Source organism: Neobacillus solisequens (assembly GCF_051233465.1).
Classification (GTDB): Bacteria; Bacillota; Bacilli; order Bacillales; family Cytobacillaceae; genus Neobacillus.
On sequence record NZ_JBKFGJ010000002.1, the window covers coordinates 86,532 to 109,033 of the forward strand.

A 22,502-nucleotide genomic window follows, 5' to 3' on the forward strand; every position below is an offset into this window, starting at 1 on the left:
TACTAGCTTATAGTATTCTATATAACAGAAATGGAGTGAATGAATATGTCAAATGCATACGAAGAGTACATGAAACAAATTATTACACCGATGCGTGAAGAATTGACAAAAGCGGGATTTGCAGAACTGACAACTGCTGATGAAGTAGAAAACTTTATGGAAAATGTAACAGGGACCACACTGGTTGTCGTGAACTCTGTGTGCGGCTGTGCAGCTGGATTAGCTCGACCTGCTGCTACTCAAGCAATATTAAACAGTGAGAAAAAACCGGATCATCTCGTAACTGTTTTTGCGGGTCAAGATAAGGAAGCTACTGCAAAAATGCGAGAATATTTTGAAGGAATTGAACCATCTTCTCCTTCTATGGCTTTACTTAAAGGTAAGGAAGTCGTACATTTTATTCCGCGGCATAATATTGAAGGTATGCCAATGGAAGTTGTAATGGAAAATTTAAAAGGCGCTCTTGAAGCCAATTGCTAAAGAAACGGGACGATTTTTTCGTCTCTTTCTTTTTAAAAAGGATGGATCTTACATGTTTGTGACAACATCAGGGAGGACAAATCAACACTTGATCGAAACTGCTATTGGTGTGGCAGAAACACTTGAAATACCTTATGTTCCCCGTAGAAAGAAGTCTATCAGTCTGCTTCAAAATGAGAAGGACAGCCATTGTATCGTGGTGGGGAAGGACCGACTAGAGTTACATGAAACGGGGAGCACAGAACCCTTTTTCTTTCATCCCAATTCCGCCATGTTCCGTATTAAACGTCTTATAAACGGAGAACATGATCCTTTTGCAGAAGCTGCTGATCTTTCTAAGGGAATGACATTACTCGATTGTACATTGGGGTTAGCATCCGATGCCGCAGTTGCCAGCTACCTAGTTGGCGATGACGGTCAAGTAGTGGGGGCAGAGGGAAATAAATATCTCGCGTACCTTGTCAGCGAAGGACTTCAATCATGGGACTCAGGGGTTGAAGCGATCAATGCTGCCATGAGAAGAATAAAGGTCATCCATACTAAAGCTATAGATTACTTAACTGGTCTTCCAGATAAATCATTTGACTGTGTTTATTTTGATCCAATGTTTGAAGAAAGCATTGAGGGGTCAGTAGGATTACAGCCACTTGCACGCTTGGCCCTTCATGATGACCTTAGCCCAGAAGTGATTTTACATGCCAAAAGAGTGGCAAAAAAAAGGGTTATTTTAAAGGACCATTATAGGAGTGAACGATTCCATCAATACGGCTTCGAAGTGATTCAAAGAAAATCGGCAAAATTCCATTATGGAATTATTAAAAAATAATTTCATTTTTAATAAATTAATCTTTTCTTAAGAAAAAAACAGTATAATCAATTATGAAAGTAAATTTTGAAAAAATAGGTGAAAGCAATGAACAAGTGGCTCCGTAAATCGCTTTTTGTCATCATATCGATTCTTACTTTTGGTTTGGTTACACCAACACAACTAATGAATTCAGTTAATGCGGAGACTCCAGTTGATCAGGACGTTTTAGAAGTACCTACTTCTGAAACGAATTATGTTCATCTGGAAAGTTATATTGAAGAAGATTCCGATTTTGATAGAGAAGAGTTTGTTGACGAGCTAGTGAAACAGGCGGAAGAACAATCCTATCAAAAATTTGGCAGTAAAATTAAGCCTGTTATTGAAAATGAATTTCGTGATATTATTTTGCCTAAAATTGACTTAGCAATTGCTGAAACTGCTGCTCAATTTCCCCAAGAGGATTTGAAAAATTTGACGATTACGGAACAACCTGGTGCGGGAATGTCGGAAAAAATTTTTAACGTGAAAAATCGTGTTACAGGTAAAGATATTCTTCGATTTCATGTGAGACGGGATCACCCACCACATGCTGGGTATTGGTTTAACTTTCATTATCATACTTGTTTTGATCATTTTCAAGTCCATCATGAGCTTGGCTCAATTTATTGGGATAAAAATATACCTCCAAAATGGATGAGCTAAAATTTTATCGTTTATAAATGAAACTTTTTTAAGATATACTCGTAAATATACTATTAATCTACCTACTAGAGACCCAGTGACGAGCTGGGTCTTTTTACGGGATGTAATCGTATTGATGGAGGCGCATCTTTATGTCAGTCTTTCAAGGAATCATTGAAACATACGCAGGCTTTTTTGATTTACATATGTGGAAGGAAGTATTAACGGATCCGGTTGCTTGGGGGCTGATAGGTACATTGGTGATATTGGAGGGACTCCTTTCAGCTGATAATGCTCTCGTACTGGCTGTCATGGTCAAACATTTGCAACCCGAGAAACGAAAAAAGGCGCTTTTCTATGGTTTGTTGGGGGCATACGCTTTTCGCTTTATCGCGATTGGCATCGGGGTATACTTAATAAAATTCTGGTGGATCAAGGTGCTGGGAGCAGCCTACTTGTCCTGGCTATCAATTAAATACTTTTTGGATAAACGAAAGACTGGAACTGATAAAGAACCTGAGGCCGAGGGATTGGATCAGAGCGGTCTGCTTATTCGCCTTTTTGGAACGTTTTGGGGAACAGTTGCATCTGTTGAATTGATGGATGTAGCCTTTTCAGTGGACAGCGTGCTGGCTGCTTTTGGAATCAGCGATGAAATTTGGGTATTGCTCATTGGCGGAATGCTTGGGGTTTTAATGATGCGTGGGGTAGCCGGGATATTTTTATCCTTGATTGACAAGATTCCGGAACTTGAAACAGCAGCTTATGTCTTAATCATGATCATTTCTATAAAGATGTTCTTAACCGTTTTTCATATTGAAATACATCACATAACCTTCTTTCTCATTTTAATCGTCACTTTTGGAGCTACCTTTATTGTGCACTTTTTGAACCGGAAAAAGAATGTAAAAAAGAATTATTAAAAAAAAGGCAAATTTCATAGAGAAAATGAGATTTGCCTTTTTTATCTCTTCTTACCTAAACGGCTGACGACAAAAATATATAGGGTAGACAAAAAGCTGTAACAAATAATAAAAAATATAATTGAAACTGCAAGCGATTTCAATACAGGCACTAAAAGTAATGTTAAAATAATACTGAAGAGAATAAAATCAAGAAATACAAACACTTCAGAACCCAATACCTCTAATACTGTATTCAGTTCTTCCTGAACTGCCTCCATTTTCGGTCGTTTATATAAAAATCTCATAGAAGCACCTACTTAGCATAGTTGTACTCAAATATATGCGGGTACAAGTCAGAATGTGATAAAAGCAGCAGACGTAACATTTTCATGTCTATTGTTTGAAAGGAATAGGAAAAAACTATTGGGGTGATAAAAATGGCTATTAATTTACAAAGAAGTCAACGAGTAAATTTAACCCAAAGAAACCCTGGTTTATCTGAGATTATTGTCAGTTTAGGTTGGAATCCGGTCCTAAATAATGGAGGATTATTTGGAGCTTTATTTGGGATTGGAGATATGCCTAATATCGACTGTGACGCATCTGTCATCATGCTTGGAAAGAACGATCGGCTTTTGCAAAACAAAGATGTCATTTATTTTGGAAATCTAAGCAGCCATGATGGAAGTGTACAACATTCGGGCGATAGTCTAACTGGTTCGGAAGAAGGAGAAGATGAGTGTATTAAAATTGACCTAAACAAAGTTCCATCTACTATTCAAAAATTAGTGTTTGTCGTTACTATTTATGAACCAATCAAAAGGCAGCAGCATTTTGGAATGATAAAAAATGCATTTATAAAGATTGTTAATGCGACAAATCAGCAGGAATTACTTCATTTTAATATTACCGAGGATTTTGCTGAAAAAACAAGCCTCCTTGTCGGTGAATTATATCGAGATGAAACTTCATGGGAATTTTCAGCGATTGGAGAGGGGATAAGGGCTGCCAATCTAAGTGAGGTAGTTAGAATATATGGATAATGGTAGATTTGTAAGCTGTCTTCAATGGACAGCTTATATTTTGTTTTCTCTACTTTTATTTCCAGCTTTGCCTATTAAAATCATCTTAAACTGGCTTCTTAACATGCTATAATACTATATAAAACTGTATATGTGGAGGAATTAGCATGCGTAAATGGTTTGGATTATTTATCATCACTTGCTCGTTCCTTTTTTTTATATCAACATCCCAAGCATCATATGACGGGATTTTGCTGGGGGATTTTTCAAGGAACTCTGTACTCTATCAGTCTATCACACCAAATTACTCTAGATCTTTGAATGACATCATTGTGCTTCCTAGGCAACATTTCAATCAGAGGGAAGCAGCAAATATCATTAATCGGATCAATGAATTGCCACCTTCTTTGTTACAGGATATAGATAACAAAGGAATCACATTAAAATTGTTCACAGGAAAACTAACGGATAATCCAACTGCAAGTGCTTTAAGCGGACAAATTCCTAGAGGCTATCAAACAAAAACAACCTGGGATGATGTCCCCGGTGTTGGTGGGTCTGAGGTAGTTCTTGTCAAAATAGGCTGCAGTGAACAAGGTAAAGGACATGGTTCCATCAATTTGGAACTTCATGAACTGGCCCATTCTATTGACCATTATGTCTATGATGATACTAGTCAAAAACAGGAGTTTCATGATATTTGGGAAAAAGAGCACGACCAGTTGTTCCCCGGAAACAGCTATTTCAATTACCAAGAGGAATATTTTGCTGAGACATTTGCGATGTATTATTTAAATAAAGATTCAAAAAATGAACTTAAAATAAAGGCACCAAACACATATAAATTTTTCGAAAACATACTCTAAAAGTTATGGTAAAATGTTAAGATATGAAACACAGCAAGGAGTGTGACTAAATTGAAGCAATACCTAGATTTATGCAAGCATGTTCTTGAACATGGCACCGTCAAAGGCGATCGGACAGGAACTGGAACGATTAGCACTTTTGGATATCAAATGCGATTTAACTTGGAGGAAGGATTTCCTTTATTAACAACAAAAAAACTTCATTTAAAATCCATCATCCATGAATTACTATGGTTTTTAAATGGTGATACTAATGTGAAGTATCTGCAAGACCATGGTGTCAGAATCTGGAATGAATGGGCTGATGAAAACGGTGAGCTTGGACCGGTTTATGGACATCAATGGCGCTCATGGACAGGTGCCAATGGAAAAACTGTTGATCAAATATCCGAGTTAATCAATCAAATTAAAACAAATCCTAATTCTAGACGTCTGATTGTCAATGCCTGGAATGTGGCCGAAATTGATAACATGGCATTACCGCCATGTCATTGCATGTTTCAATTTTATGTGTCTGAAGGAAAGCTTTCCTGTCAATTATATCAACGCTCTGCGGACGTGTTTCTTGGCGTTCCATTTAATATAGCATCCTATGCTCTACTGACGATGATGATTGCCCAAGTTTGCGATTTAGAGCCTGGTGAATTTATTCATACATTTGGTGATGTCCATATTTACCAAAACCATTTAGAGCAAGTTAAGCTTCAATTAGGCAGAGAACCACGTGCATTACCAATTTTAAAAATAAATCCTGCGGTAAAAGATATTTTTTCCTATAAGTTTGAAGATTTTACGCTGGAAAATTATGATCCACATCCGCACATTAAAGGAGTCGTGAGTGTATGATTTCCTATATAGTAGCGATGGATGAAAACAGGGTGATTGGAAAGGAAAACCAATTGCCCTGGCATTTACCGGAGGATTTGAAATTTTTTAAACGTGTTACCATGGGGCACCCTATTGCAATGGGGAGAAAGACGCATGAATCGATAGGCAGGATTCTTCCTGGCAGAGAAAATATGGTGATCACTAGACAGGCAGAACTTGAGTGTGAGGGATGCACGGTTTTTCATTCTATTGAGGAGTTTTTGACGGCTAGTAAGGGTCGAGAAGACGAGATCTTTGTGATTGGCGGTGCGGAAATTTTTAAAGAATTATTTCCTTATGCTGACCGTCTGTACATTACCAAGATTCATGAGAAATTTGATGGGGATACATTTTTTCCGGAATTTAATTGGGAGGATTGGAAACTCATCTCTTCTGAAAAAGGGAAAACAGACGAAAAAAATCCCTACAAGTATGAATTTAGTATCTATGACCGGAAGTAAAATTAGGAGAGGTAGACTTCATGGTTAGATTAATCACGTGCTTTTTATATATGAGCGGTTATTTGATTTATAGCATTCCAACTTTAAGGAAGATGAAAAGACTGTCCAAGAATATACCAGTTTCTGAAAGAGATTTACTAATACATAAAGTACCGAAAATGTGGTCACGAACCATTATGAAAATTACAGGATCAAGGGTTAGTGTGGAAGGACAGGAATTTATTCCGGATGGACCAGTAGTATTTGTTGCCAATCATGAGGGCGATTTTGATGTACCTTCGCTCCTTGGGTATATTAATAAACCATTTGGATTTGTTTCAAAGATGGAAGTCATGAAGGTTCCAATCCTTTCTTCTTGGATGGAAGTTATGAATTGCATTTTTCTGGATCGAAGGAATCGTAGACAAGCTGTTAATTCGATTCGAGAAGGAGCAGCTATGTTAAAAAGGGGCCATTCGATTTTAATCTTCCCGGAAGGAACGAGAAGTAAAGGTGGACCTATATCTCCATTTAAAACTGGCAGTTTTCACTTAGCCAAGGATGCAGGAGTTCCAATTGTACCGATTTCAATAAAAGGAACATCAGACGTATTTGAAAAAAATAACAGATTCATTCGTCCTGCGACTATTACGATAACGATTGGTCAACCTATCAATCCACAAGTATATGCAAATTTGGATTTGAAAGAATTAGCGGAAAATGTTCGCCAAATCGTGATTAGAAATCTTGATGACCATGGTATGGTATCATAAAAAAGCATCAGACACGTCTGATGCTTTTTCATTAAAACTTTCCGTTCGTTTCGTATTCTGTTAATGCAGCGATCATGCTATGGAATTCATGGCGATGGCGAAATTCCTCCTCGCGGAAATGGGTCTTTACCCATGTGATCAGTTCCTTAGAACTGTTGAAGTATTCTCCACTTCGGTCGCTCTTGCGAATGGTATATCTTCCATTGTCATCATCAATGGTTACTTCAACAGGTAGGGCCCCATCAAAGCTGAAGAGTGAAAATTCCATCCAATTCACATCCAATCATTCAAATTCAGAATTTTCTATATATTATGCGTATGGCGGTCTGATTATATGTATGAATGCATATGTAGTCAAAATATATTAAATATTCAATCGTAATTTTTAGGTTGACTAATAATGGGGTTGCTGTTAAATTGTTATAGAGATTGGCAGGCAGTAAAACGAAATGAAAAATATCACAAATACGTTATTTTTATTTAATATTGTGAAATTACTATGAATTATCTCAAATAAATTATGCAAAAAGTTTTTTCAATACTATAATCTTAGTAGAAGTTACTTCTAAATTGAAGGGGATGTATTTCAATGTTTTCAAATATTGGCGTACCTGGATTAATTTTAATCTTAACACTTGCATTGATTATCTTTGGACCCAAAAAACTTCCGGAAATCGGTAAAGCTTTTGGACAAACTTTAAAGGAATTCAAAAAGTCTACACGCGAACTTACAGATGACGTTATGAGTGAAATAGATGATGAAAAGAAAAAGTTGACAAAATAAGGGTGTAAGATTCCGTGTCTTGCACCTTTTTCTTCTTAAAAATATGTTTAAGGATAGACTACTTTCTTACCATTGAAATTGGCAGGGGAAATAAATGGAAGATAAAGAATTACAATTGGTTGATCATTTAGAAGAACTCCGGAAACGAATCATCATTTCCGCTGTTGCTTTTGTTTTGTTTTTTATAGTTGGCTTTATTTATGTAGATGATATTTATCGATGGTTTGTGGGTAGTACCAAATTAATGGTGCTTGGTCCCAGTGATATCATGTGGATTTATTTTATGCTGGCTACCGTGGTGGCCATTGCTGGAACAATTCCTGTTTTAGCTTTCCAAATTTGGCTGTTTGTCAGGCCGGCCTTGAAACCGGTGGAAAGAAAAATTACTTTATCGTATGTACCAGCATTATTTTTTCTATTTATCATTGGTCTTGCCTTTGGGTATTTTGTAATATTTCCGATGGTTCTGGATTTTTTGGTAAAAATCGGTCAGGACATGTTCGTTACAAACTTTACCGCAGAACGGTACTTTAGCTTTATTATGAATATGACCATTCCGTTTGGAGTATTATTCGAATTGCCAGTGGTGGTTATGTTTTTAACTTCTTTAGGAATCATCAATCCGTTTATATTATCGAAGGTACGTAAATATGCTTATTTCGTCCTTGTGATTATTGCAATTGTGATTACACCACCGGATTTTATGTCTGACTTTGTTGTTACCGTACCATTATTGCTTTTATACGAAATTAGTATTAATCTATCGAAGTTTGTATATCGAAAACGTTTAAAAAAACAGCAGAATGAGGAAGAAGAATTAATAGAAGCGTAAGTTAGAAGATCTTAGGGGATTATCATCTCTTAAGGTCTTTTTTAATGCTCAAAACACTACTATAGTGGCATCATATCTTCAGTCAATCAACATTATCAACTTAAACACTATTTATAACATTGAAACAAAGATAAGGATACTTTGTGTCTTTTTTTGAAAATTCAAGACGAAAGAACCAAAATTATACTACAATTGCCTTGAAATCTAGTTTTGGACTATATTTCCATATAAGTGGGGGGAAAGCGGATGAAAAGACAGAAGACTGTATATGAGGCCGCGATAGAACACGGTTTTAGCCGTCGTGACTTTTTGAAAATGTGTACAGCTCTTGCTGCTACGCTAGGACTTGAATTTACACAATCCGATCAAGTTGTAAAAGCGATGGAAACAAAAACAAGAGTACCAGTAGTTTGGCTCCAATTCCAAGATTGCACAGGCTGTTCTGAATCATTTATTCGTTCATCACAGCCGAAAACAGAAAGCGTTTTATTAGAAATGATTTCACTTGAATATTCTGAGGTACTTTCAGCAGCATCAGGTCATCAAGTGGAAGCTTCAATGGAACAAGTATTAAAAGATTATAAAGGAAAATACGTACTAGCTGTTGAAGGAAGCATTCCTGAAGATGACTCTTTTTTAATGGTAGCAGGTAAATCTGCTAAAGACACATTTCTGAAAATGGCAGAAGGTGCCATGGCGATTATTGCTTATGGATCCTGTTCTTCCTGGGGGGGTATACCCGCGGCACATCCAAATCCTACAGGTGCCAAATCTGTCACCAGCTATGTGAAAAATACTCCAACTATCCTTGTACCGGGATGCCCTCCTATTGCCGAAGTAATGACAGGTGTGATAGCCCATATTATTACATTTGGTAAGTTGCCTGAATTAGATCAATTCGGTCGACCAAAAGCATTTTACCGTCACCGCATCCACGATAAATGTAACCGACGTGCGTACTTTGATGCCGGTCTGTTTGTTGAATCCTTTGATGATGAAGGTGCTAAACAAGGCTATTGCTTATATAAGGTAGGCTGTAAAGGACCCACGACTTACAACTCTTGTGCTGAGATGCGCTGGAGTGGGGGAGTAAGTTATCCCATTCAATCCGGTAATCCTTGCATTGGCTGTTCGGAGAAAGATTTCTGGGATAATGGCCCGCTATATACAAGAAGAGCGAAAATTCCAGGTACACAGACAACAATTAATCCGGATAGCGTAGGAGCAGCCGTTGTTGGTTTGGCGGCGGCTGGTGTAACTGTGCATGCTGCAGGAACAGTGATCAAGAAAAAGATAGACGACAAGCGGGGTGCAGAAGAATGAGTGAACGAATTGTTGTAGACCCGATAACAAGAATCGAAGGTCATCTTCGGGTTGAAGTTGATATTGATGAAAAAGGTGTAATTAAAGACGCCTTCAGTTCAGGAACTGCTGTTCGCGGTCTTGAATTAATAGTTAGGGATCGCGATCCACGGGATGTTTGGGCATATATTCAAAGAATTTGTGGTGTTTGTACATCGGTTCATGCACTAGCAGCGATCCGTTCAGTAGAAGATGCATTAAACATCAAAATACCAAGAAATGCTCATTTAATTCGCGACATTATGAACCAAACAGTTTTTTTGCATGACCATGTGGTGCATTTCTATCATTTACATGCATTAGATTGGGTTGATGTTGTAAGTGCTACCCAGGCCAATCCTGCTGAAACTTCAAGAATTGCCCAATCTATCTCAAGTTGGCCAAAATCATCTCCCGGTTATTTTACAGATGTTCAAAATAAAATAAAGAAACTAATACAAAGTGGGCAATTGGGTATATTTGCTAATGGCTATTGGGGCCATAAAGCCTATAAGCTGCCGCCAGAAGTGAACCTGATGGCTGTTGCGCATTATCTGGAAGCTTTAGATTGGCAAAAAGAGGTCGTAAAAATTCAAACTATTTTTGGTGGAAAGAACCCTCACCCACATTATGTGGTAGGTGGTATGGCGACTCCACTAGATATTAATAGCGATAATGGTGTCCACGCTGAAAGATTGATGCATGTTTCCCAAATAATTGACCAAGCACGGGATTTTGTCAACCAAGTATACATACCAGATTTGCTTGCAATCGGCTCTTACTATAAGGATTGGACGTATGGGGGAGGATTGAATAATTATCTTTGCTACGGAGATTTCTCGACTGGTGATATTTACGATACCAAGCTTTACAGAATGCCTAGAGGTATAATTTTAAACGGAAATTTGAACGAAGTACTTGATGTAGATCTTAAAGACCCTAAACATGTCCAAGAATTTATTGATCATTCTTGGTACACCTATGACGGTAAAGATGGTGGAGAAGGAAAGCACCCATTTGTTGGTGAAACTGAATTTAACTATACAGGACCTAAAGCACCGTACAAAACATTGGATACTGATAAGAAATATAGCTGGTTGAAGGCTCCTAGGTGGAAAGAACACCCAATGGAGACTGGTCCATTAGCAAGGATGATGGTCGGTTATGCATCTGGTAAAGATGAGTTTGTAAGCATTGTCGATGATACCTTGAAAAAATTGGGGCTACCCATCACAGCATTGCAATCTGCACTAGGACGAACCGTTGCACGGGGGCTTGAATCAGTTTTGATTGCTGACTGGATGCGAAATGATATGGATGAGTTACTGAAAAACGTCAAGAGCGGCAACCAGGTCACCTTTGACAGGACTAAATGGGATCCAGATACATGGCCTGAACGTGCTAAAGGGGTTGGCTGGTTAGAAGCCCCTCGAGGAGCTCTGGGACATTGGATTGACATCGAAAATGGAAAGACCAAAAATTATCAAGCAGTTGTTCCGACAACCTGGAATGCATCGCCTCGAGATCATAAAAATAATATTGGTGCATATGAAGCAGCACTAAAAGGAACACCACTGTTAAACAAAGAACAGCCATTGGAATTATTACGAATAATCCATTCGTTTGACCCGTGTCTTGCATGTGCTGTTCACTTAACCGATTTGGAAACAAATAAGACGACTGAAATTCGTTTAGGTTAGGAGGGAAACAAATGGGTGCGCCTAAATTACCGACCCAGCCGCCGGGAACCTTCCTTAAAAAACCAGTTATTAAAAACAGCGAGAATTCATTCCACCCGGAAGAGCCAATCAAGTATACAACGATGGAAAATGATGTAAAGGCATATGTGTGGGATTTGCCGGTACGACTTTACCATTGGGTCAATGCGATCTGTATAGTCATTTTGATGGTAACAGGAATTTATATAGGGAAACCCTTTGCAGGAGCAGGCATTCCTGAAGAGGCTTACTATTCCAATCTGATGGGCTGGGTTAGATACATTCACTTTTTTACTGCATTTGTGTTTACAGCAGCCTTTATCTATCGGATGTTCTGGTGTTTTGTTGGGAACAAGTTTGCCAAATTTAATCCGTTTCGTTGGGTATTCTGGAAGGATACATGGGAAACCATCAAATTTTATTTGTTCTTGCCAAATAAAAAACCACACTTCGTAGGTCATAATCCACTGGCATTTTTAAGCTATTGGATCTTTAACTATCTTGGATCCTTCATTGTCATTGTGACAGGTTTTTATATGTATTTTGAGCCTCAAAAGGAAACTATTTGGGCAAAGTTGTTTGCTTGGGTTCCATATATTTTTGGGGATAGCTATTTAAGTCGTTCATGGCATCATCTGACAGCGTGGGCTTTTATGCTCTTTATCGTGCTCCATGTATATTTAGCCTTCCGAGATGATTACCTAGAACGTTGCGGTTCAATCTCATCTATGTTTACTGGCTATAAAACCGAACCGAAAAAAGCAGTAAAAGAGGATGAAAAATAGGGGTTAAATTGAATTGGAGTATGCACTTTAATAGTCCTAGTCGGGTTGTTGAAGTTGCTTACTCCATTTTTTTTTAATGGCTACGTTAAACGACATTGTTGATTTTTTGTACCCTGTTGATTGGAGAGGAAGGCACGAAGACTCCTCGAAAATGCTAACGCATTTCCTTCGTGCGTGGGCGAATTCTAGGAAGAAAATCAATGTCCTGTTGGAGTACGGTTCTGGAGAGACCCCGCAGGCGCAAGCGCCGAGGAGGCTCTCCGAAACGCCCTTGGAAAGCGAAGTGCCTGGAGCGGAAATCAACAGTCAAGTTTTTTAATAAGAAAACTCGACGATTGGCGAACCTTTAGCCGAAGACAGAGGCGTAGTTGCACTTATACCTGATGGTAAGTTTATACTTTCCTATCGGCCAAAAAAGATTTAAAAAATATTCACAGTTATTACCATGTCAAAGTGATAGCATTATGAATAGAAGAACTTATTAGGAATTACGGAGGGGAATTGTAAACCATAACGGTTGGTTGTTTTTTGAATGAAATGAAACAGATCGGAGAATAGCCATGAGCGAAAATAAAATAACCATTTTAGGAATTGGTAATACTCTTTTCTCGGATGAGGGTGTAGGAATTTATGTTTTACCATTATTAGAGGAAGCATTCAAGAACAATGAAAATATTGAAATAATTGAAGGGTTGACAGATGGGATCAAGTTGCTTGGTCCAGTGGAAGACGCAGAGAACTTAATAATCATTGATGCCATTAATGCAGGTAAACCTGGAGGGACGATAATTAAACTGGAAGGTGACGAGATTCCAGCATACTTCGGAATTAAAATGTCTATTCATCAGTTGGGTTTCCAAGAGGTCTTAATGGCCGCCAAAATGCGGGAAAGATATCCGAAGCGAATAGCCATGTTGGGAATGCAGCCAACTTCACTTCAACTTGGAATTGGCTTGACTGAAACCAATCAAGCCAATCTTGATGAACTAGCAAGTGCTGTAATTAAGCAGGTCCAAAATTGGAGTCATTCAAGATGAAACGGGGAGATTTTTTAAAAGAGATGGCTGGAAGTTTGTTCCATACAGTTAAATCTGTTTACGAGCCATTTTTGAGTGATGACTTGGAAAAAATGGAGGAGGCTGCCGATAAAGCTTTGGGGATTAGCTGGATTCCTTTAATGAACGAAAGTGAGCTTTACGCTGAAGTGGAAATGAAATTTCTTAATGGTAAACCCATTATTGTTTCAAAGCATGGTGAGAACCTGCATGCAGTGGATGGGATTTGCCCTGAATGTTCAAATATTATTTTCCTGGCTTCGCAATATTCAACAGGGAAATGTTTGAATTGCGAAAAAGACTTTAATTTTAAGTCCATGACAGGTGAACTAAGACTTGATTCGTTACCGTTGAAATTAAAGGATCACCAGTATTACATAGGGATACAGACGTATAAGAGACAGGGTGGTAGTTATGCATGAGATGTCACTAATGGGGGATATCATCCAGCTTGTTCAAGAGGACGCTGAGGCAAAAGGAATAAAAAGGCTGGAAAAAATTGAGTTGCTTGTCGGAGAAATAGCAAACGCTATGCCGGACGCTCTTAGAATGGCCTTTGCTATAATTCGTGAGCAAAATCCCCAGCTATTTTCCGAAACTGCTGAACTGGTTATACACCTTGAGGAGGCAAAGGCCGAATGCGTACTATGCGGGCATGTTTACCGTCCCGAGCAAAAGATTGCCCTTTGTCCTCAATGCAACATTCCTTCCGGCAGGATGCTGTCAGGGGAAACTTTTCAGGTACTATCATATGAGGGGGAGTAATCTATTATGAAGGTAACATTAAGAACAGATGTATTAACAAATAACAACAAAGCTGCAGAGTTCAATCGAGAGCTTTTTCAAAGCACTAATACCTTAGTGATTAACCTGATGAGCTCACCTGGTGCGGGTAAGACCACGCTGTTAGAAGAAACAGTAAGAGCTCTTTCAGGAAAATATCGGATAGCCGTTATTGAAGGGGATTTGGCTACAGAAAGAGATGCTGATCGGATTAGAGCAATGGGTGCTAAAGCAGTTCAAATCAATACTCATGGAGGATGTCATCTTGATGCGAGAATGGTAGCTGCTGCACTGGCTGAGTTTGATCTGGAGGAGATTGATCTCTTATTTATCGAAAACGTTGGTAATCTGGTTTGTCCTTCAGGCTACGATCTTGGGCAAAACCATAAGGTAGCTGTCCTCAGTGTTCCTGAAGGTAATGACAAGATCCCAAAATATCCGCAAATGTTCATGCGGACTGAACTGGTACTTTTAAATAAAATAGATTTATTGCCATATCTTGATTTTAGCGTTGAAGAAGCCAAAAAGGATTTGACTGAGATTAATCCTGAATCCCTCTTATTGCCTATTTCCGCACGTACTCAGGAAGGACTTCATGAATGGATATCATGGATTGAAGGAGCATATGGCAAATGCTTAAAGCAATAAGGGTTGCTGTAAGAGGAAGGGTACAGGGGGTAGGCTTCAGGCCATTCGTGTTTCAGCTTGCTAAGCGATATCAGCTGTGCGGCACTGTACAAAATAATATGGATGGTGTCAAAATTTATCTTGAAGGAGACAACCACGTTCTGGATGCCTTCCTAGCAGATTTAAAAAATAAAGCTCCAAGACTTTCAAAAATGACTGAAATTATAGTTGAAGAAGCTGAATTTCAACATGTAAGCGATTTTACGATTATTGAAAGTGAGCGGAGCGGAACATCGATGCTAGTTATTCCTATTGATTCGGCTGTTTGTGAGGATTGTTTACAAGAAATGAATAATCCGACAGATTTTCGTTATCAATACCCATTTATTAACTGCACTCAATGTGGTCCACGTTACACGATAATTAAAGAACTGCCCTATGACCGGCCTTACACTTCTATGGAAAGCTTTCCAATGTGTGAAGACTGCCGGAAGGAATATGAGGATCCGACAAATAGAAGACACCATGCTCAACCAATTGCTTGTCCTAAGTGCGGTCCTACAGTCCGCTTACTTGACGGGGAAGGTAATGAGGTGGATTGTGAGGATCCAATTCAACACACGATCAATCTACTAAAACAAGGCGGCATTGTGGCAATTAAGGGGATTGGTGGATATCACCTCAGTTGTGATGCGAGAAATGAGCAAGCTGTATCTATGCTCCGTATCAGAAAAAAACGACCTAATCGTCCTCTTGCCGTCATGGCGTCCTCACTAGACTCTGCTGCAGAGTTTACGAGGATGGATCTGACCGAAAGAAATCTATTAAAAAGTCCTGAATCACCAATCGTCATCTTAAAAAAACAATCCAATTACGACTTGGCTCATAGTGTGGCACCCGGTATGGGTACGATCGGAGTCATGATGCCTTATACACCGCTTCATTATTTATTATTTGCAGACCAAGATCTTTCCTGCCTAGTTATGACAAGTGCAAATCCATCCGGTCAGCCAATTTTATATAAAGATGAAGAGGCTTTTCACTATTTAGACGGAATTGCAGATTATTATTTGGTACATAATCGAGAAATTCTTCATCCTGTAGATGATTCTGTTGTACAGATCAATGATGGTAAACTTGATTTTTTTCGACGTTCGCGAGGGTATGTTCCTGACCCTTTAACCTCTATACTGAATGTATCTGGGATTGTAGCCTTTGGGGGACAACAAAAAACGACGTTTACAATCGGTAGAAATGAACAAATCTTTATTGGACCACATATTGGTGATTTAGAAAACCTAGAAACCATTAATCATTATCAGCAGGAGTTGGCCCATCTTCTTAAATGGATGGACCCACCAATGAATACAGCAGTAATTGATATGCATCCCGGCTATCAAGTTCAGAATCTAGTAAATGAATTTGATTTTTCGGAAGTCTATCCAATTCAGCACCATCATGCCCATATGGCAGCCTGTTTAGAGGAGCATCGTATTTCTGGAAAGGCATTTGGGGTTATTTTGGACGGGACTGGTTATGGGGTAGATGGAAACGTTTGGGGATTTGAAATTCTTCATGGAGACGCTGCTTCGTTTAATCGCCTGGCACATTTACACTATACTCCTCTTCCCAGTGGTGAAAAGTGTATCAAAGAACCATGGAGAAATGCAGCAGCAATGCTCATATCTCTAAACGGCAAGGAAGGGGAGCGATTAGTGAAACAAATTTTCCCTGAACATACTGCCAATATTGATGTATTAAAAAGGATGATTGATAAAAATATCAATACCGTTTATGCCGGAACCTGCGGTCGGTTATTTGATGCTGTAAGTGCCTTATGTGGCGTGACAACGGTCTCAAGCTATGACGGCGAAGCTGCCATTTTGCTTTCTGAGCTGGTTGATGAGAATAAAGTGTATCAACCGTATACTTATAAATTGCTAGACCAAGAGATTTTAACTATTGATTTTTCAGAAATGCTAATGGAAATTGCTTCTGACGTTTTGGAAGAAAAAAAGGTCTCCGAGATTAGTGGAAGCTTTCATGAAACGGTTGTCCAAGCTATTCTCGCTTCTTTGAGCAACATAACTAGGGATATTCCTTGTGAAGAAAAAAAGGTAGTACTTTCAGGTGGCAGCTTTCATAACAGGTACCTTAGAAAAAGAATTTCCGCGGAATTGCGAAAGAATGAATTCCACGTATTTGTCCCGGAACAAATTCCTTGCAATGATGGGGGACTGTCCTTTGGACAATTAGCTGCGGCTGCAGCCAAGAAGGAGGCAAAATTATGTGTGTAGGTGTACCAGCAAAGGTAATAAAAAAGGATGAATTTAGTGCAGAGGTTGATGTCCTTGGTTCACAAACAACAGTGGGGATCATCTTCGTGCCTGAGGTGGAGTTGGGGGATTATGTCATTGTCCATGCAGGCCAGGCAATGAGTATTGTCGATGAGGAATATGCTAAACAAAGTGTGGAGGAGTGGATGAAACTTGTCAATGCACGAAGTTCTGAAACAGTCTAGCAATCCAGAAATCTGTAAGCCACTGGCTGAAGCTGTAATTGAAAAAGCAAAGGAATTCCAAGGGAAATTTGGCCGTAAACCGGCTTTCATGGAAGTGTGCGGCTCCCATACTATGTCGCTTGCCCGAACAGGGGTAAAACCATACATAAAGGATTATGTAAACCTTATTTCCGGACCGGGTTGTCCCGTATGTGTAACAGACCAGCGATCGATAGATGCTATGATTGCCCTTTCCGAGGGAGAGAACCGAATCATCTGTACATTCGGCGACATGATGAGAGTGCCAGGTTCCAAAGGAACATTGCTGGAATCAAAAATTGCCGGTAAGGATATTCGCGTATTATATTCACCGATTGATGCTGTTAAAGTAGCAGAGGAACATCCAGAAAAAGAAGTAATCTTTCTCGGAATTGGTTTTGAAACGACGATTCCCATTTTAACTCTCATGGTTGCTGAGGCTGAAAAACGAAAGATCGAGAACTTCTCGATCTGGATGACAACAAAATTAGTCGAGCCTGTATTAAGATATTTGCTTGATGCAGGTGAAGTTCATTTAGACGGTTTTTTACTGCCTGGACATGTTTCAATTGTTCTGGGGGAAGATTCCTATTACTATTTAACAGATGAATATCAGATTTCAGGAGTCATAACCGGTTTTGAGACAGCAGAACTTCTTTCAGGTATATACAAATTAATGGATCTAAAAATGTCGGGGAAAACGGAGATATTAAATAATCATCGAGCTGTTGTCAGAAAAACAGGGAACCAGGTGATTCAAAACCATATGGACCAATATCTTACAGAATGCGACGAGGCATGGAGGGGCATCGGAATCATCCCCAACAGTGGACTGGATTTAAAGCCAAAGTATGATAAGTATAATGCCAAAAAGCGCTTCTCAGTGAATGTAGGAGAGCCTAGAAAAACAAAATGCCGTTGCGGTGAAGTTATTCGAGGACTGATTGCACCAACGGAGTGTTCGCTCTTCGGAAAAGCCTGTCATCCAATGAACCCTATTGGCCCATGCATGGTATCAGCAGAAGGAAGTTGTGCAGCCTATTATCAATACATGAGGGAGAGCTTTTAATGGAGAAATATATTAGTCTGGCACATGGAGATGGTGGTGAATTGAGCCACCGACTCATTAGGGAAATTTTTGTGGAGTCTTTTGGCGATGGTAAAGCAGCCTTATTTGATGCGGCAGAAATTACTATTCAAAACAGCAAAATTGCCGTTACGACTGACTCATTCGTGATTAATCCAATATTTTTCCCAGGTGGTTCTATTGGTAAGTTAGCGGTGGCAGGAACAGTAAATGACCTTGCTGTTAGTGGAGCTAAACCTGCCTACTTAACATGTGGATTTGTAATTGAAGAAGGGTTCCCAATTGCAGAACTTAAAAAAATTGTAAGGGATATGGCAGATGAAGCCAGTAAAACCGGTGTAAAAATTGTAGCTGGCGATACAAAAGTAGTTGAACGGGGAAGTGCAGATGGAGTTTACATTAACACTACTGGAATCGGCATCTATGAAACGGGTAAGGGTTGCAGTTTGGAATTTGAAGAAGGGGACGCCATCCTAGTAACAGGCACAATTGGTGATCATGGGATTGCTGTCCTTGCTGCACGTGGAGAATTAGGTATTACGGTACCGATTAACAGTGATTGTGCGTCATTAAATAAAATGCTTTGGGAAGTTCTTGAACAAACAGATGGAGTAAAAATCATGAGAGACCCAACAAGAGGTGGATTAGCTACAACTCTTGTGGAGATAGCAGAAGACTTCCACTTAACCATGAAATTGGATGAGCTTGCTTTACCTGTAAAATCAGAAGTGCACGGGGCCTGTGATCTTTTGGGTTATGATCCGCTTTATCTCGCTAATGAAGGAAAAGCAATTATTATTGTGGCAGCAAACGAAAAGGACAAAATACTTGATATATTAAAGGAATTTCCTGAAGGAAAAGATGCAAAAGTAATTGGGTCGATCATTGGAAAACAAAAAGGTCAGCTATTGCTGGAAACACCACTTGGTTCAAAAAGATTACTGACAAGATTATCAGGAACAATGTTTCCGCGGATTTGTTAATAAAATGCCTCCATTCAACATAGAATGGGGGCATTTTTTTTAATATCCATTTTGTTCTTAATAAAGAATAAATAAACTTTATTTTCAGGGGTTTTTATAGTATAATCATATTAAACGGTTCTTTAATGAGAACAACACTCTACTATATGAAGGTCTATTATTCAATTTATATCATATATTATAAAAAAATAATAATTATTAGCAGGAGTTGTCGTAATCATGTACAAAAAACTCTGCCCAAAATGTGACAAAGTTTCTTATAGTAGCTATGCTGATGGAAATTGGATTTGTCCAACCTGCAATCAGGATCTAACATCTGTAAAAGCCACTGTACCAAAAGCAAAAAAGCAAGACGGTCCTCATCTATTTATTGTAAAGGAATCTGATCTCCAACATGAACCGAATACTCAACCAAAAATTAGTCCTTATATTTTTAAATCCTTTGATTAGTGAACAGGTCATGTAAAATTGACCTGTTTTTTCTTGGTCAATTTTAAGGAATTATGAAGAATTTATTTCTTTCAAGCTTTGAAACCTGTATAATACAAAGAAGGAACACGTTAGGGATGTGAACACATGAGCAAAATTAAAATTGTAACCGATTCAACTTTGGACTTGCCAATTGAAGTAGCAAAGGAACTGGGTGTTGAAGTGGTTCCATTGGCAATTACGATAAATGGAGAAACGTATTTAGATCGAGTGGAATTAGATCCTGTTAGGTTTATTGAAGAAATGGGTCATTCCAAAGAGCTTCCAAAAAGCTCTCAGCCTTCCACTGGCGCTTTTCTTGAGGTATATGACCGCCTTGGAAAAGAAGGCTACGAAGTCCTTTCTATTCATATGACCGGGAAAATGAGTGGAACCGTCAGATCTGCTGAAAGTGCCGCTCAAATGACTGAATCGAAAGTGACCGTTATTGATTCTAAATTTATTTCTAAAGCGTTGTCATTTCAGGTTCGTGAGGCTGCGGAAATGGCTGAACAAGGCAAGAATATGCAGGAAATTCTTGAACGCCTAGATACGATTCGTGACCATACCAAATTATATATAATGGTAGATACGTTGGAGAACCTTGTTAAAGGTGGTCGCATTGGCAAAGGTAAGGCATTTATCGGTTCTCTATTGAATATCAAACCAATTGCCTCTCTTGAAGGAGCGGAATATACACCTGTTACAAAAGTGCGCAGTTATTCCCAGGTTGTCAAATTTATGGTCAAGCAGTTTGCAGAAGATGTTAAGGGAAAAACGATTCAACGTGTCGGCATTGCCCATGCGGAAGCATATGAAATTGCCGCAAAAATTAAAGAAGGCATTTATGAGGTAACCGGTTTTCAGGATGTCGAAATCGATTATACAGGTCCAACGGTAAGTACTCATACGGGACCAGGTGCTTTTGCCTTAATGTATTATACAGATTAAAAAATAGGATGGGCGAAGCTGCCCATCCTATTTGTCTTTTACTAATTCTTTTGTTTCTGTTATCGCATACCCCAACCGTTGTAAATGTTTACGGATTCCACTTCGTTCCCACGTGTTTAAAATTGGATTTTCCAATGCTTTTTTAGGATAAAAAATTCCGACCTTAACCAGTTCATCAAAGCTTAATCCTTGATGGACATGCTGTTCAATTAGTTGGTCTCGACGATTGATAATATCTAGGTAGATCTTCATGGAATCCTGGAATTCTTCCTTCGAAAAAATACCTTTTTGATGTCCGGTAATATAGGTATGTACATCAAGGGTTAGCAGCCGATTTCCTGAGGCAATGAATTCATCAATATTTCCATCTGTTCCGTTATACCATGGTCCAAATGAAGTCATATCATAATCTCCAACAAACGCAACCCCTAAGTCAGGAAAATACGGGCATGAAAAACCTTGGGTATGTCCTGGGGTATGTAAGAAGATTACCTTCACCCCGTCAAAGATATATTGGGATTCATATTCGTAGGTACCCGAAATTTCGCCTAGATTTTTAGTCCATTCTTTTGGAAGTGTCCTTTTCCATTTCTCGACACCCTCTGCGCCCCATTCCTGATAGACTCCATTTGCCTTTGCGACTTCTTCTACCGTACGGGAGGTATCAAATTCAATCGGATTGATTAATTTGGTGGCATCTTTAAAGAGATGGTTATGAAGGGTGTGATCGGGATGGTAATGAGTGTTTATGATTAATTCAATTCCCTTTTCATGATCAACATCCAATAACACTTTTGGATCAGCACCTGTGTCAATTAATACTTTTTCAGAGCAATCCAAATACAAACTTCTAGAATAAGGGACTTTGCTCCGGTTGGGACCCTCTAAAATCATCAATGGACCAATTTGTTCCATCCTGTTCACCTCGCCTTTAACATTCATTTTTTAATAGAATGAGTGAATGTTCATTCATTATATCACATCTTAAAAATAGTTCAAAAAATTTTTACAGCAGAACTTTTCTTTCTTCTTTTTTGAAATTTTGTTACACTATTGACGGATATTGAATAAAAGGTTGTGTGAAGCTAATGAAGATTCGGTTTGGATGGATCATTTTTATGTTGATCGCTTTATTATTATCTGGATGTGGAAAAGAAGAGATTCAGAATAAAGTAGATTGGCCGGTTACAAATTTTTCGGCAACTTCCCAAGAGAATAAACCAGTTGAATTGAAGAATTTAAAAGGTAAGATTTGGATTGCTGATTTTATTTTTACCAGTTGTGTTGACGTTTGTCCTCCTATGACATCCAATATGCTCAAATTGCAAAAGATGGTAAAAGAGGAAAAACTAAAAAATGTAGAATTTGTTTCCTTTAGTGTTGATCCAACGGTTGATACTCCGGACAAATTAACAACATATGCTCAGCAATTCAGAGTAGATTTTAAGAATTGGACATTTTTAACAGGGTATTCACAGGGATTTATAGAAGACTTTGCTAAAACAAACTTCAAGACTTTTGTGAAAAAACCTGATACAGGAAACCAGGTTATTCATCAAACGTATATCTATTTAGTCGGTCCGGATGGACATATAAAAAAATCCTATGACGGGTACAAAAATGTTCAGTATGATGAAATGATTCATGATATTAAAGCACTGCAATAGACCATTGAATTGGTCTATTTTTTTCAATATGCATAAGATA

At 38.7% G+C, this 22,502-nt stretch carries 28 protein-coding genes; 25 read left to right on the forward strand and 3 right to left on the reverse strand.

The window, feature by feature from the left end; translation table 11 throughout:
- Window positions 1–45 precede the first annotated feature (45 nt).
- The 4 genes from ACI3K6_RS00865 to ACI3K6_RS00880 all read left to right on the forward strand — a co-directional run bounded on the left by ACI3K6_RS00865 (window position 46) and on the right by ACI3K6_RS00880 (window position 2,892).
- Window positions 46–480 carry a BrxA/BrxB family bacilliredoxin gene (locus ACI3K6_RS00865; protein WP_435553317.1) on the forward strand — a complete coding sequence of 145 codons (435 nt, stop codon included), beginning with the start codon at window positions 46–48 and terminating at the stop codon, window positions 478–480.
- Between the two features lie 52 nt (window positions 481–532).
- A complete protein-coding gene (locus ACI3K6_RS00870) occupies window positions 533–1,306 on the forward strand; it encodes a class I SAM-dependent methyltransferase (RefSeq protein WP_435553318.1) in 774 nt (257 codons plus the stop codon).
- Between the two features lie 87 nt (window positions 1,307–1,393).
- On the forward strand, window positions 1,394–1,990 hold the full coding sequence (locus tag ACI3K6_RS00875) for a YpjP family protein (protein WP_435553319.1): 597 nt from the start codon (window positions 1,394–1,396) through the stop codon (window positions 1,988–1,990).
- Window positions 1,991–2,121: 131 nt separating this feature from the next.
- Entirely contained in the window at window positions 2,122–2,892 is a 771-nt protein-coding gene (locus ACI3K6_RS00880) for a TerC family protein (protein ID WP_335480013.1), read from the forward strand.
- A gap of 41 nt (window positions 2,893–2,933) precedes the next feature.
- On the opposite strand, the gene ACI3K6_RS00885 is transcribed toward ACI3K6_RS00880, so the two are convergent.
- On the reverse strand, window positions 2,934–3,179 hold the full coding sequence (locus ACI3K6_RS00885; protein ID WP_435553320.1) for a hypothetical protein: 246 nt from the start codon (window positions 3,177–3,179) through the stop codon (window positions 2,934–2,936).
- A 132-nt stretch (window positions 3,180–3,311) separates the two neighbouring features.
- On the opposite strand from ACI3K6_RS00885, the gene ACI3K6_RS00890 reads away from it, so the two are divergent.
- The 5 genes from ACI3K6_RS00890 (at window position 3,312) to ACI3K6_RS00910 (ending at window position 6,842) form a co-directional block, all read left to right on the forward strand.
- Entirely contained in the window at window positions 3,312–3,917 is a 606-nt protein-coding gene (locus ACI3K6_RS00890) for a TerD family protein (protein ID WP_435553321.1), read from the forward strand.
- A 146-nt stretch (window positions 3,918–4,063) separates the two neighbouring features.
- Window positions 4,064–4,762, forward strand: coding sequence for an anthrax toxin lethal factor-related metalloendopeptidase (locus ACI3K6_RS00895; RefSeq protein ID WP_435553322.1), 699 nt, complete (start codon window positions 4,064–4,066; stop codon window positions 4,760–4,762).
- Window positions 4,763–4,813: 51 nt separating this feature from the next.
- On the forward strand, window positions 4,814–5,608 hold the full coding sequence (locus ACI3K6_RS00900; protein WP_335480023.1) for a thymidylate synthase: 795 nt from the start codon (window positions 4,814–4,816) through the stop codon (window positions 5,606–5,608).
- Entirely contained in the window at window positions 5,605–6,090 is a 486-nt protein-coding gene (locus ACI3K6_RS00905) for a dihydrofolate reductase (RefSeq protein ID WP_435553323.1), read from the forward strand. The genes ACI3K6_RS00900 and ACI3K6_RS00905 overlap by 4 nt, the downstream gene beginning before the upstream one ends.
- A 20-nt stretch (window positions 6,091–6,110) precedes the next feature.
- Window positions 6,111–6,842 carry a lysophospholipid acyltransferase family protein gene (locus ACI3K6_RS00910; protein ID WP_335480026.1) on the forward strand — a complete coding sequence of 244 codons (732 nt, stop codon included), beginning with the start codon at window positions 6,111–6,113 and terminating at the stop codon, window positions 6,840–6,842.
- Between the two features lie 31 nt (window positions 6,843–6,873).
- Here the strand turns inward: ACI3K6_RS00910 and ACI3K6_RS00915 are convergent, their stop codons facing one another.
- A complete protein-coding gene (locus ACI3K6_RS00915; protein WP_435553324.1) occupies window positions 6,874–7,110 on the reverse strand; it encodes a hypothetical protein in 237 nt (78 codons plus the stop codon).
- A gap of 321 nt (window positions 7,111–7,431) precedes the next feature.
- On the opposite strand from ACI3K6_RS00915, the gene tatA reads away from it, so the two are divergent.
- The 15 genes from tatA (at window position 7,432) to ACI3K6_RS00990 (ending at window position 20,795) form a co-directional block, all read left to right on the forward strand.
- Window positions 7,432–7,626: a twin-arginine translocase TatA/TatE family subunit gene (gene tatA / locus ACI3K6_RS00920; protein WP_335480031.1), complete on the forward strand. Its 195-nt coding sequence runs from the start codon at window positions 7,432–7,434 to the stop codon at window positions 7,624–7,626.
- Between the two features lie 94 nt (window positions 7,627–7,720).
- Window positions 7,721–8,458, forward strand: a complete 738-nt coding sequence (gene tatC, locus ACI3K6_RS00925; RefSeq protein ID WP_435553325.1) for a twin-arginine translocase subunit TatC — start codon at window positions 7,721–7,723, stop codon at window positions 8,456–8,458.
- A 246-nt stretch (window positions 8,459–8,704) separates the two neighbouring features.
- Window positions 8,705–9,781 (forward strand): hydrogenase small subunit, encoded by a 1,077-nt coding sequence (locus ACI3K6_RS00930; protein ID WP_435553326.1) that lies wholly within the window; start codon window positions 8,705–8,707, stop codon window positions 9,779–9,781.
- Window positions 9,778–11,499 (forward strand): nickel-dependent hydrogenase large subunit, encoded by a 1,722-nt coding sequence (locus ACI3K6_RS00935; RefSeq protein WP_335480038.1) that lies wholly within the window; start codon window positions 9,778–9,780, stop codon window positions 11,497–11,499. The genes ACI3K6_RS00930 and ACI3K6_RS00935 overlap by 4 nt, the downstream gene beginning before the upstream one ends.
- 11 nt (window positions 11,500–11,510) lie before the next feature.
- On the forward strand, window positions 11,511–12,302 hold the full coding sequence (gene cybH, locus ACI3K6_RS00940) for a Ni/Fe-hydrogenase, b-type cytochrome subunit (protein WP_435553327.1): 792 nt from the start codon (window positions 11,511–11,513) through the stop codon (window positions 12,300–12,302).
- A gap of 560 nt (window positions 12,303–12,862) precedes the next feature.
- Window positions 12,863–13,339: a HyaD/HybD family hydrogenase maturation endopeptidase gene (locus ACI3K6_RS00945; RefSeq protein ID WP_435553328.1), complete on the forward strand. Its 477-nt coding sequence runs from the start codon at window positions 12,863–12,865 to the stop codon at window positions 13,337–13,339.
- Window positions 13,336–13,779: a Rieske (2Fe-2S) protein gene (locus ACI3K6_RS00950; RefSeq protein ID WP_435553329.1), complete on the forward strand. Its 444-nt coding sequence runs from the start codon at window positions 13,336–13,338 to the stop codon at window positions 13,777–13,779. The genes ACI3K6_RS00945 and ACI3K6_RS00950 overlap by 4 nt, the downstream gene beginning before the upstream one ends.
- Entirely contained in the window at window positions 13,772–14,122 is a 351-nt protein-coding gene (locus ACI3K6_RS00955; protein WP_435553330.1) for a hydrogenase maturation nickel metallochaperone HypA/HybF, read from the forward strand. Before ACI3K6_RS00950 ends, ACI3K6_RS00955 begins: the two co-directional genes overlap by 8 nt.
- A gap of 6 nt (window positions 14,123–14,128) precedes the next feature.
- A complete protein-coding gene (gene hypB / locus ACI3K6_RS00960; protein ID WP_435553331.1) occupies window positions 14,129–14,788 on the forward strand; it encodes a hydrogenase nickel incorporation protein HypB in 660 nt (219 codons plus the stop codon).
- Window positions 14,773–17,064 carry a carbamoyltransferase HypF gene (hypF, locus tag ACI3K6_RS00965; protein ID WP_435553332.1) on the forward strand — a complete coding sequence of 764 codons (2,292 nt, stop codon included), beginning with the start codon at window positions 14,773–14,775 and terminating at the stop codon, window positions 17,062–17,064. Before hypB ends, hypF begins: the two co-directional genes overlap by 16 nt.
- Window positions 17,055–17,288, forward strand: coding sequence for a HypC/HybG/HupF family hydrogenase formation chaperone (locus ACI3K6_RS00970; RefSeq protein WP_335480050.1), 234 nt, complete (start codon window positions 17,055–17,057; stop codon window positions 17,286–17,288). Before hypF ends, ACI3K6_RS00970 begins: the two co-directional genes overlap by 10 nt.
- A complete protein-coding gene (hypD, locus tag ACI3K6_RS00975) occupies window positions 17,263–18,375 on the forward strand; it encodes a hydrogenase formation protein HypD (RefSeq protein WP_335480108.1) in 1,113 nt (370 codons plus the stop codon). The genes ACI3K6_RS00970 and hypD overlap by 26 nt, the downstream gene beginning before the upstream one ends.
- Window positions 18,375–19,376: a hydrogenase expression/formation protein HypE gene (gene hypE, locus ACI3K6_RS00980; protein ID WP_435553333.1), complete on the forward strand. Its 1,002-nt coding sequence runs from the start codon at window positions 18,375–18,377 to the stop codon at window positions 19,374–19,376. The genes hypD and hypE overlap by 1 nt, the downstream gene beginning before the upstream one ends.
- A gap of 219 nt (window positions 19,377–19,595) precedes the next feature.
- Window positions 19,596–19,826: a hypothetical protein gene (locus ACI3K6_RS00985; RefSeq protein ID WP_335480055.1), complete on the forward strand. Its 231-nt coding sequence runs from the start codon at window positions 19,596–19,598 to the stop codon at window positions 19,824–19,826.
- A 126-nt stretch (window positions 19,827–19,952) separates the two neighbouring features.
- Entirely contained in the window at window positions 19,953–20,795 is an 843-nt protein-coding gene (locus tag ACI3K6_RS00990) for a DegV family protein (protein ID WP_435553334.1), read from the forward strand.
- Window positions 20,796–20,822: 27 nt separating this feature from the next.
- Here ACI3K6_RS00990 and ACI3K6_RS00995 read toward each other — a convergent pair whose 3' ends face one another.
- On the reverse strand, window positions 20,823–21,710 hold the full coding sequence (locus ACI3K6_RS00995) for an MBL fold metallo-hydrolase (RefSeq protein WP_435553335.1): 888 nt from the start codon (window positions 21,708–21,710) through the stop codon (window positions 20,823–20,825).
- Between the two features lie 173 nt (window positions 21,711–21,883).
- Here ACI3K6_RS00995 and ACI3K6_RS01000 point away from each other — a divergent pair, with 173 nt between their 5' ends.
- Entirely contained in the window at window positions 21,884–22,462 is a 579-nt protein-coding gene (locus ACI3K6_RS01000; protein WP_435553336.1) for an SCO family protein, read from the forward strand.
- The last annotated feature ends 40 nt before the right edge of the window (window positions 22,463–22,502 follow it).

Coding starts and splice junctions, on each gene's coding strand:
- ACI3K6_RS00985 (WP_335480055.1), top strand. CDS start 19,596: ATGTACAAAAAACTCTGCCCAAAATGTGACAAAGTTTCTTATAGTAGC.
- ACI3K6_RS00930 (WP_435553326.1), top strand. CDS start 8,705: ATGAAAAGACAGAAGACTGTATATGAGGCCGCGATAGAACACGGTTTT.
- hypE (WP_435553333.1), top strand. CDS start 18,375: ATGGAGAAATATATTAGTCTGGCACATGGAGATGGTGGTGAATTGAGC.
- cybH (WP_435553327.1), top strand. CDS start 11,511: ATGGGTGCGCCTAAATTACCGACCCAGCCGCCGGGAACCTTCCTTAAA.
- ACI3K6_RS00955 (WP_435553330.1), top strand. CDS start 13,772: ATGCATGAGATGTCACTAATGGGGGATATCATCCAGCTTGTTCAAGAG.
- ACI3K6_RS00945 (WP_435553328.1), top strand. CDS start 12,863: ATGAGCGAAAATAAAATAACCATTTTAGGAATTGGTAATACTCTTTTC.
- ACI3K6_RS00970 (WP_335480050.1), top strand. CDS start 17,055: ATGTGTGTAGGTGTACCAGCAAAGGTAATAAAAAAGGATGAATTTAGT.
- ACI3K6_RS00990 (WP_435553334.1), top strand. CDS start 19,953: ATGAGCAAAATTAAAATTGTAACCGATTCAACTTTGGACTTGCCAATT.
- ACI3K6_RS00895 (WP_435553322.1), top strand. CDS start 4,064: ATGCGTAAATGGTTTGGATTATTTATCATCACTTGCTCGTTCCTTTTT.
- ACI3K6_RS00995 (WP_435553335.1), bottom strand. CDS start 21,710: ATGGAACAAATTGGTCCATTGATGATTTTAGAGGGTCCCAACCGGAGC.
- ACI3K6_RS00875 (WP_435553319.1), top strand. CDS start 1,394: ATGAACAAGTGGCTCCGTAAATCGCTTTTTGTCATCATATCGATTCTT.
- ACI3K6_RS00870 (WP_435553318.1), top strand. CDS start 533: ATGTTTGTGACAACATCAGGGAGGACAAATCAACACTTGATCGAAACT.
- ACI3K6_RS00880 (WP_335480013.1), top strand. CDS start 2,122: ATGTCAGTCTTTCAAGGAATCATTGAAACATACGCAGGCTTTTTTGAT.
- ACI3K6_RS00865 (WP_435553317.1), top strand. CDS start 46: ATGTCAAATGCATACGAAGAGTACATGAAACAAATTATTACACCGATG.
- ACI3K6_RS00885 (WP_435553320.1), bottom strand. CDS start 3,179: ATGAGATTTTTATATAAACGACCGAAAATGGAGGCAGTTCAGGAAGAA.
- tatA (WP_335480031.1), top strand. CDS start 7,432: ATGTTTTCAAATATTGGCGTACCTGGATTAATTTTAATCTTAACACTT.
- ACI3K6_RS00935 (WP_335480038.1), top strand. CDS start 9,778: ATGAGTGAACGAATTGTTGTAGACCCGATAACAAGAATCGAAGGTCAT.
- hypF (WP_435553332.1), top strand. CDS start 14,773: ATGCTTAAAGCAATAAGGGTTGCTGTAAGAGGAAGGGTACAGGGGGTA.
- ACI3K6_RS00950 (WP_435553329.1), top strand. CDS start 13,336: ATGAAACGGGGAGATTTTTTAAAAGAGATGGCTGGAAGTTTGTTCCAT.
- ACI3K6_RS00915 (WP_435553324.1), bottom strand. CDS start 7,110: ATGGAATTTTCACTCTTCAGCTTTGATGGGGCCCTACCTGTTGAAGTA.
- ACI3K6_RS01000 (WP_435553336.1), top strand. CDS start 21,884: ATGAAGATTCGGTTTGGATGGATCATTTTTATGTTGATCGCTTTATTA.
- tatC (WP_435553325.1), top strand. CDS start 7,721: ATGGAAGATAAAGAATTACAATTGGTTGATCATTTAGAAGAACTCCGG.
- ACI3K6_RS00910 (WP_335480026.1), top strand. CDS start 6,111: ATGGTTAGATTAATCACGTGCTTTTTATATATGAGCGGTTATTTGATT.
- hypB (WP_435553331.1), top strand. CDS start 14,129: ATGAAGGTAACATTAAGAACAGATGTATTAACAAATAACAACAAAGCT.
- ACI3K6_RS00905 (WP_435553323.1), top strand. CDS start 5,605: ATGATTTCCTATATAGTAGCGATGGATGAAAACAGGGTGATTGGAAAG.
- hypD (WP_335480108.1), top strand. CDS start 17,263: ATGCACGAAGTTCTGAAACAGTCTAGCAATCCAGAAATCTGTAAGCCA.
- ACI3K6_RS00890 (WP_435553321.1), top strand. CDS start 3,312: ATGGCTATTAATTTACAAAGAAGTCAACGAGTAAATTTAACCCAAAGA.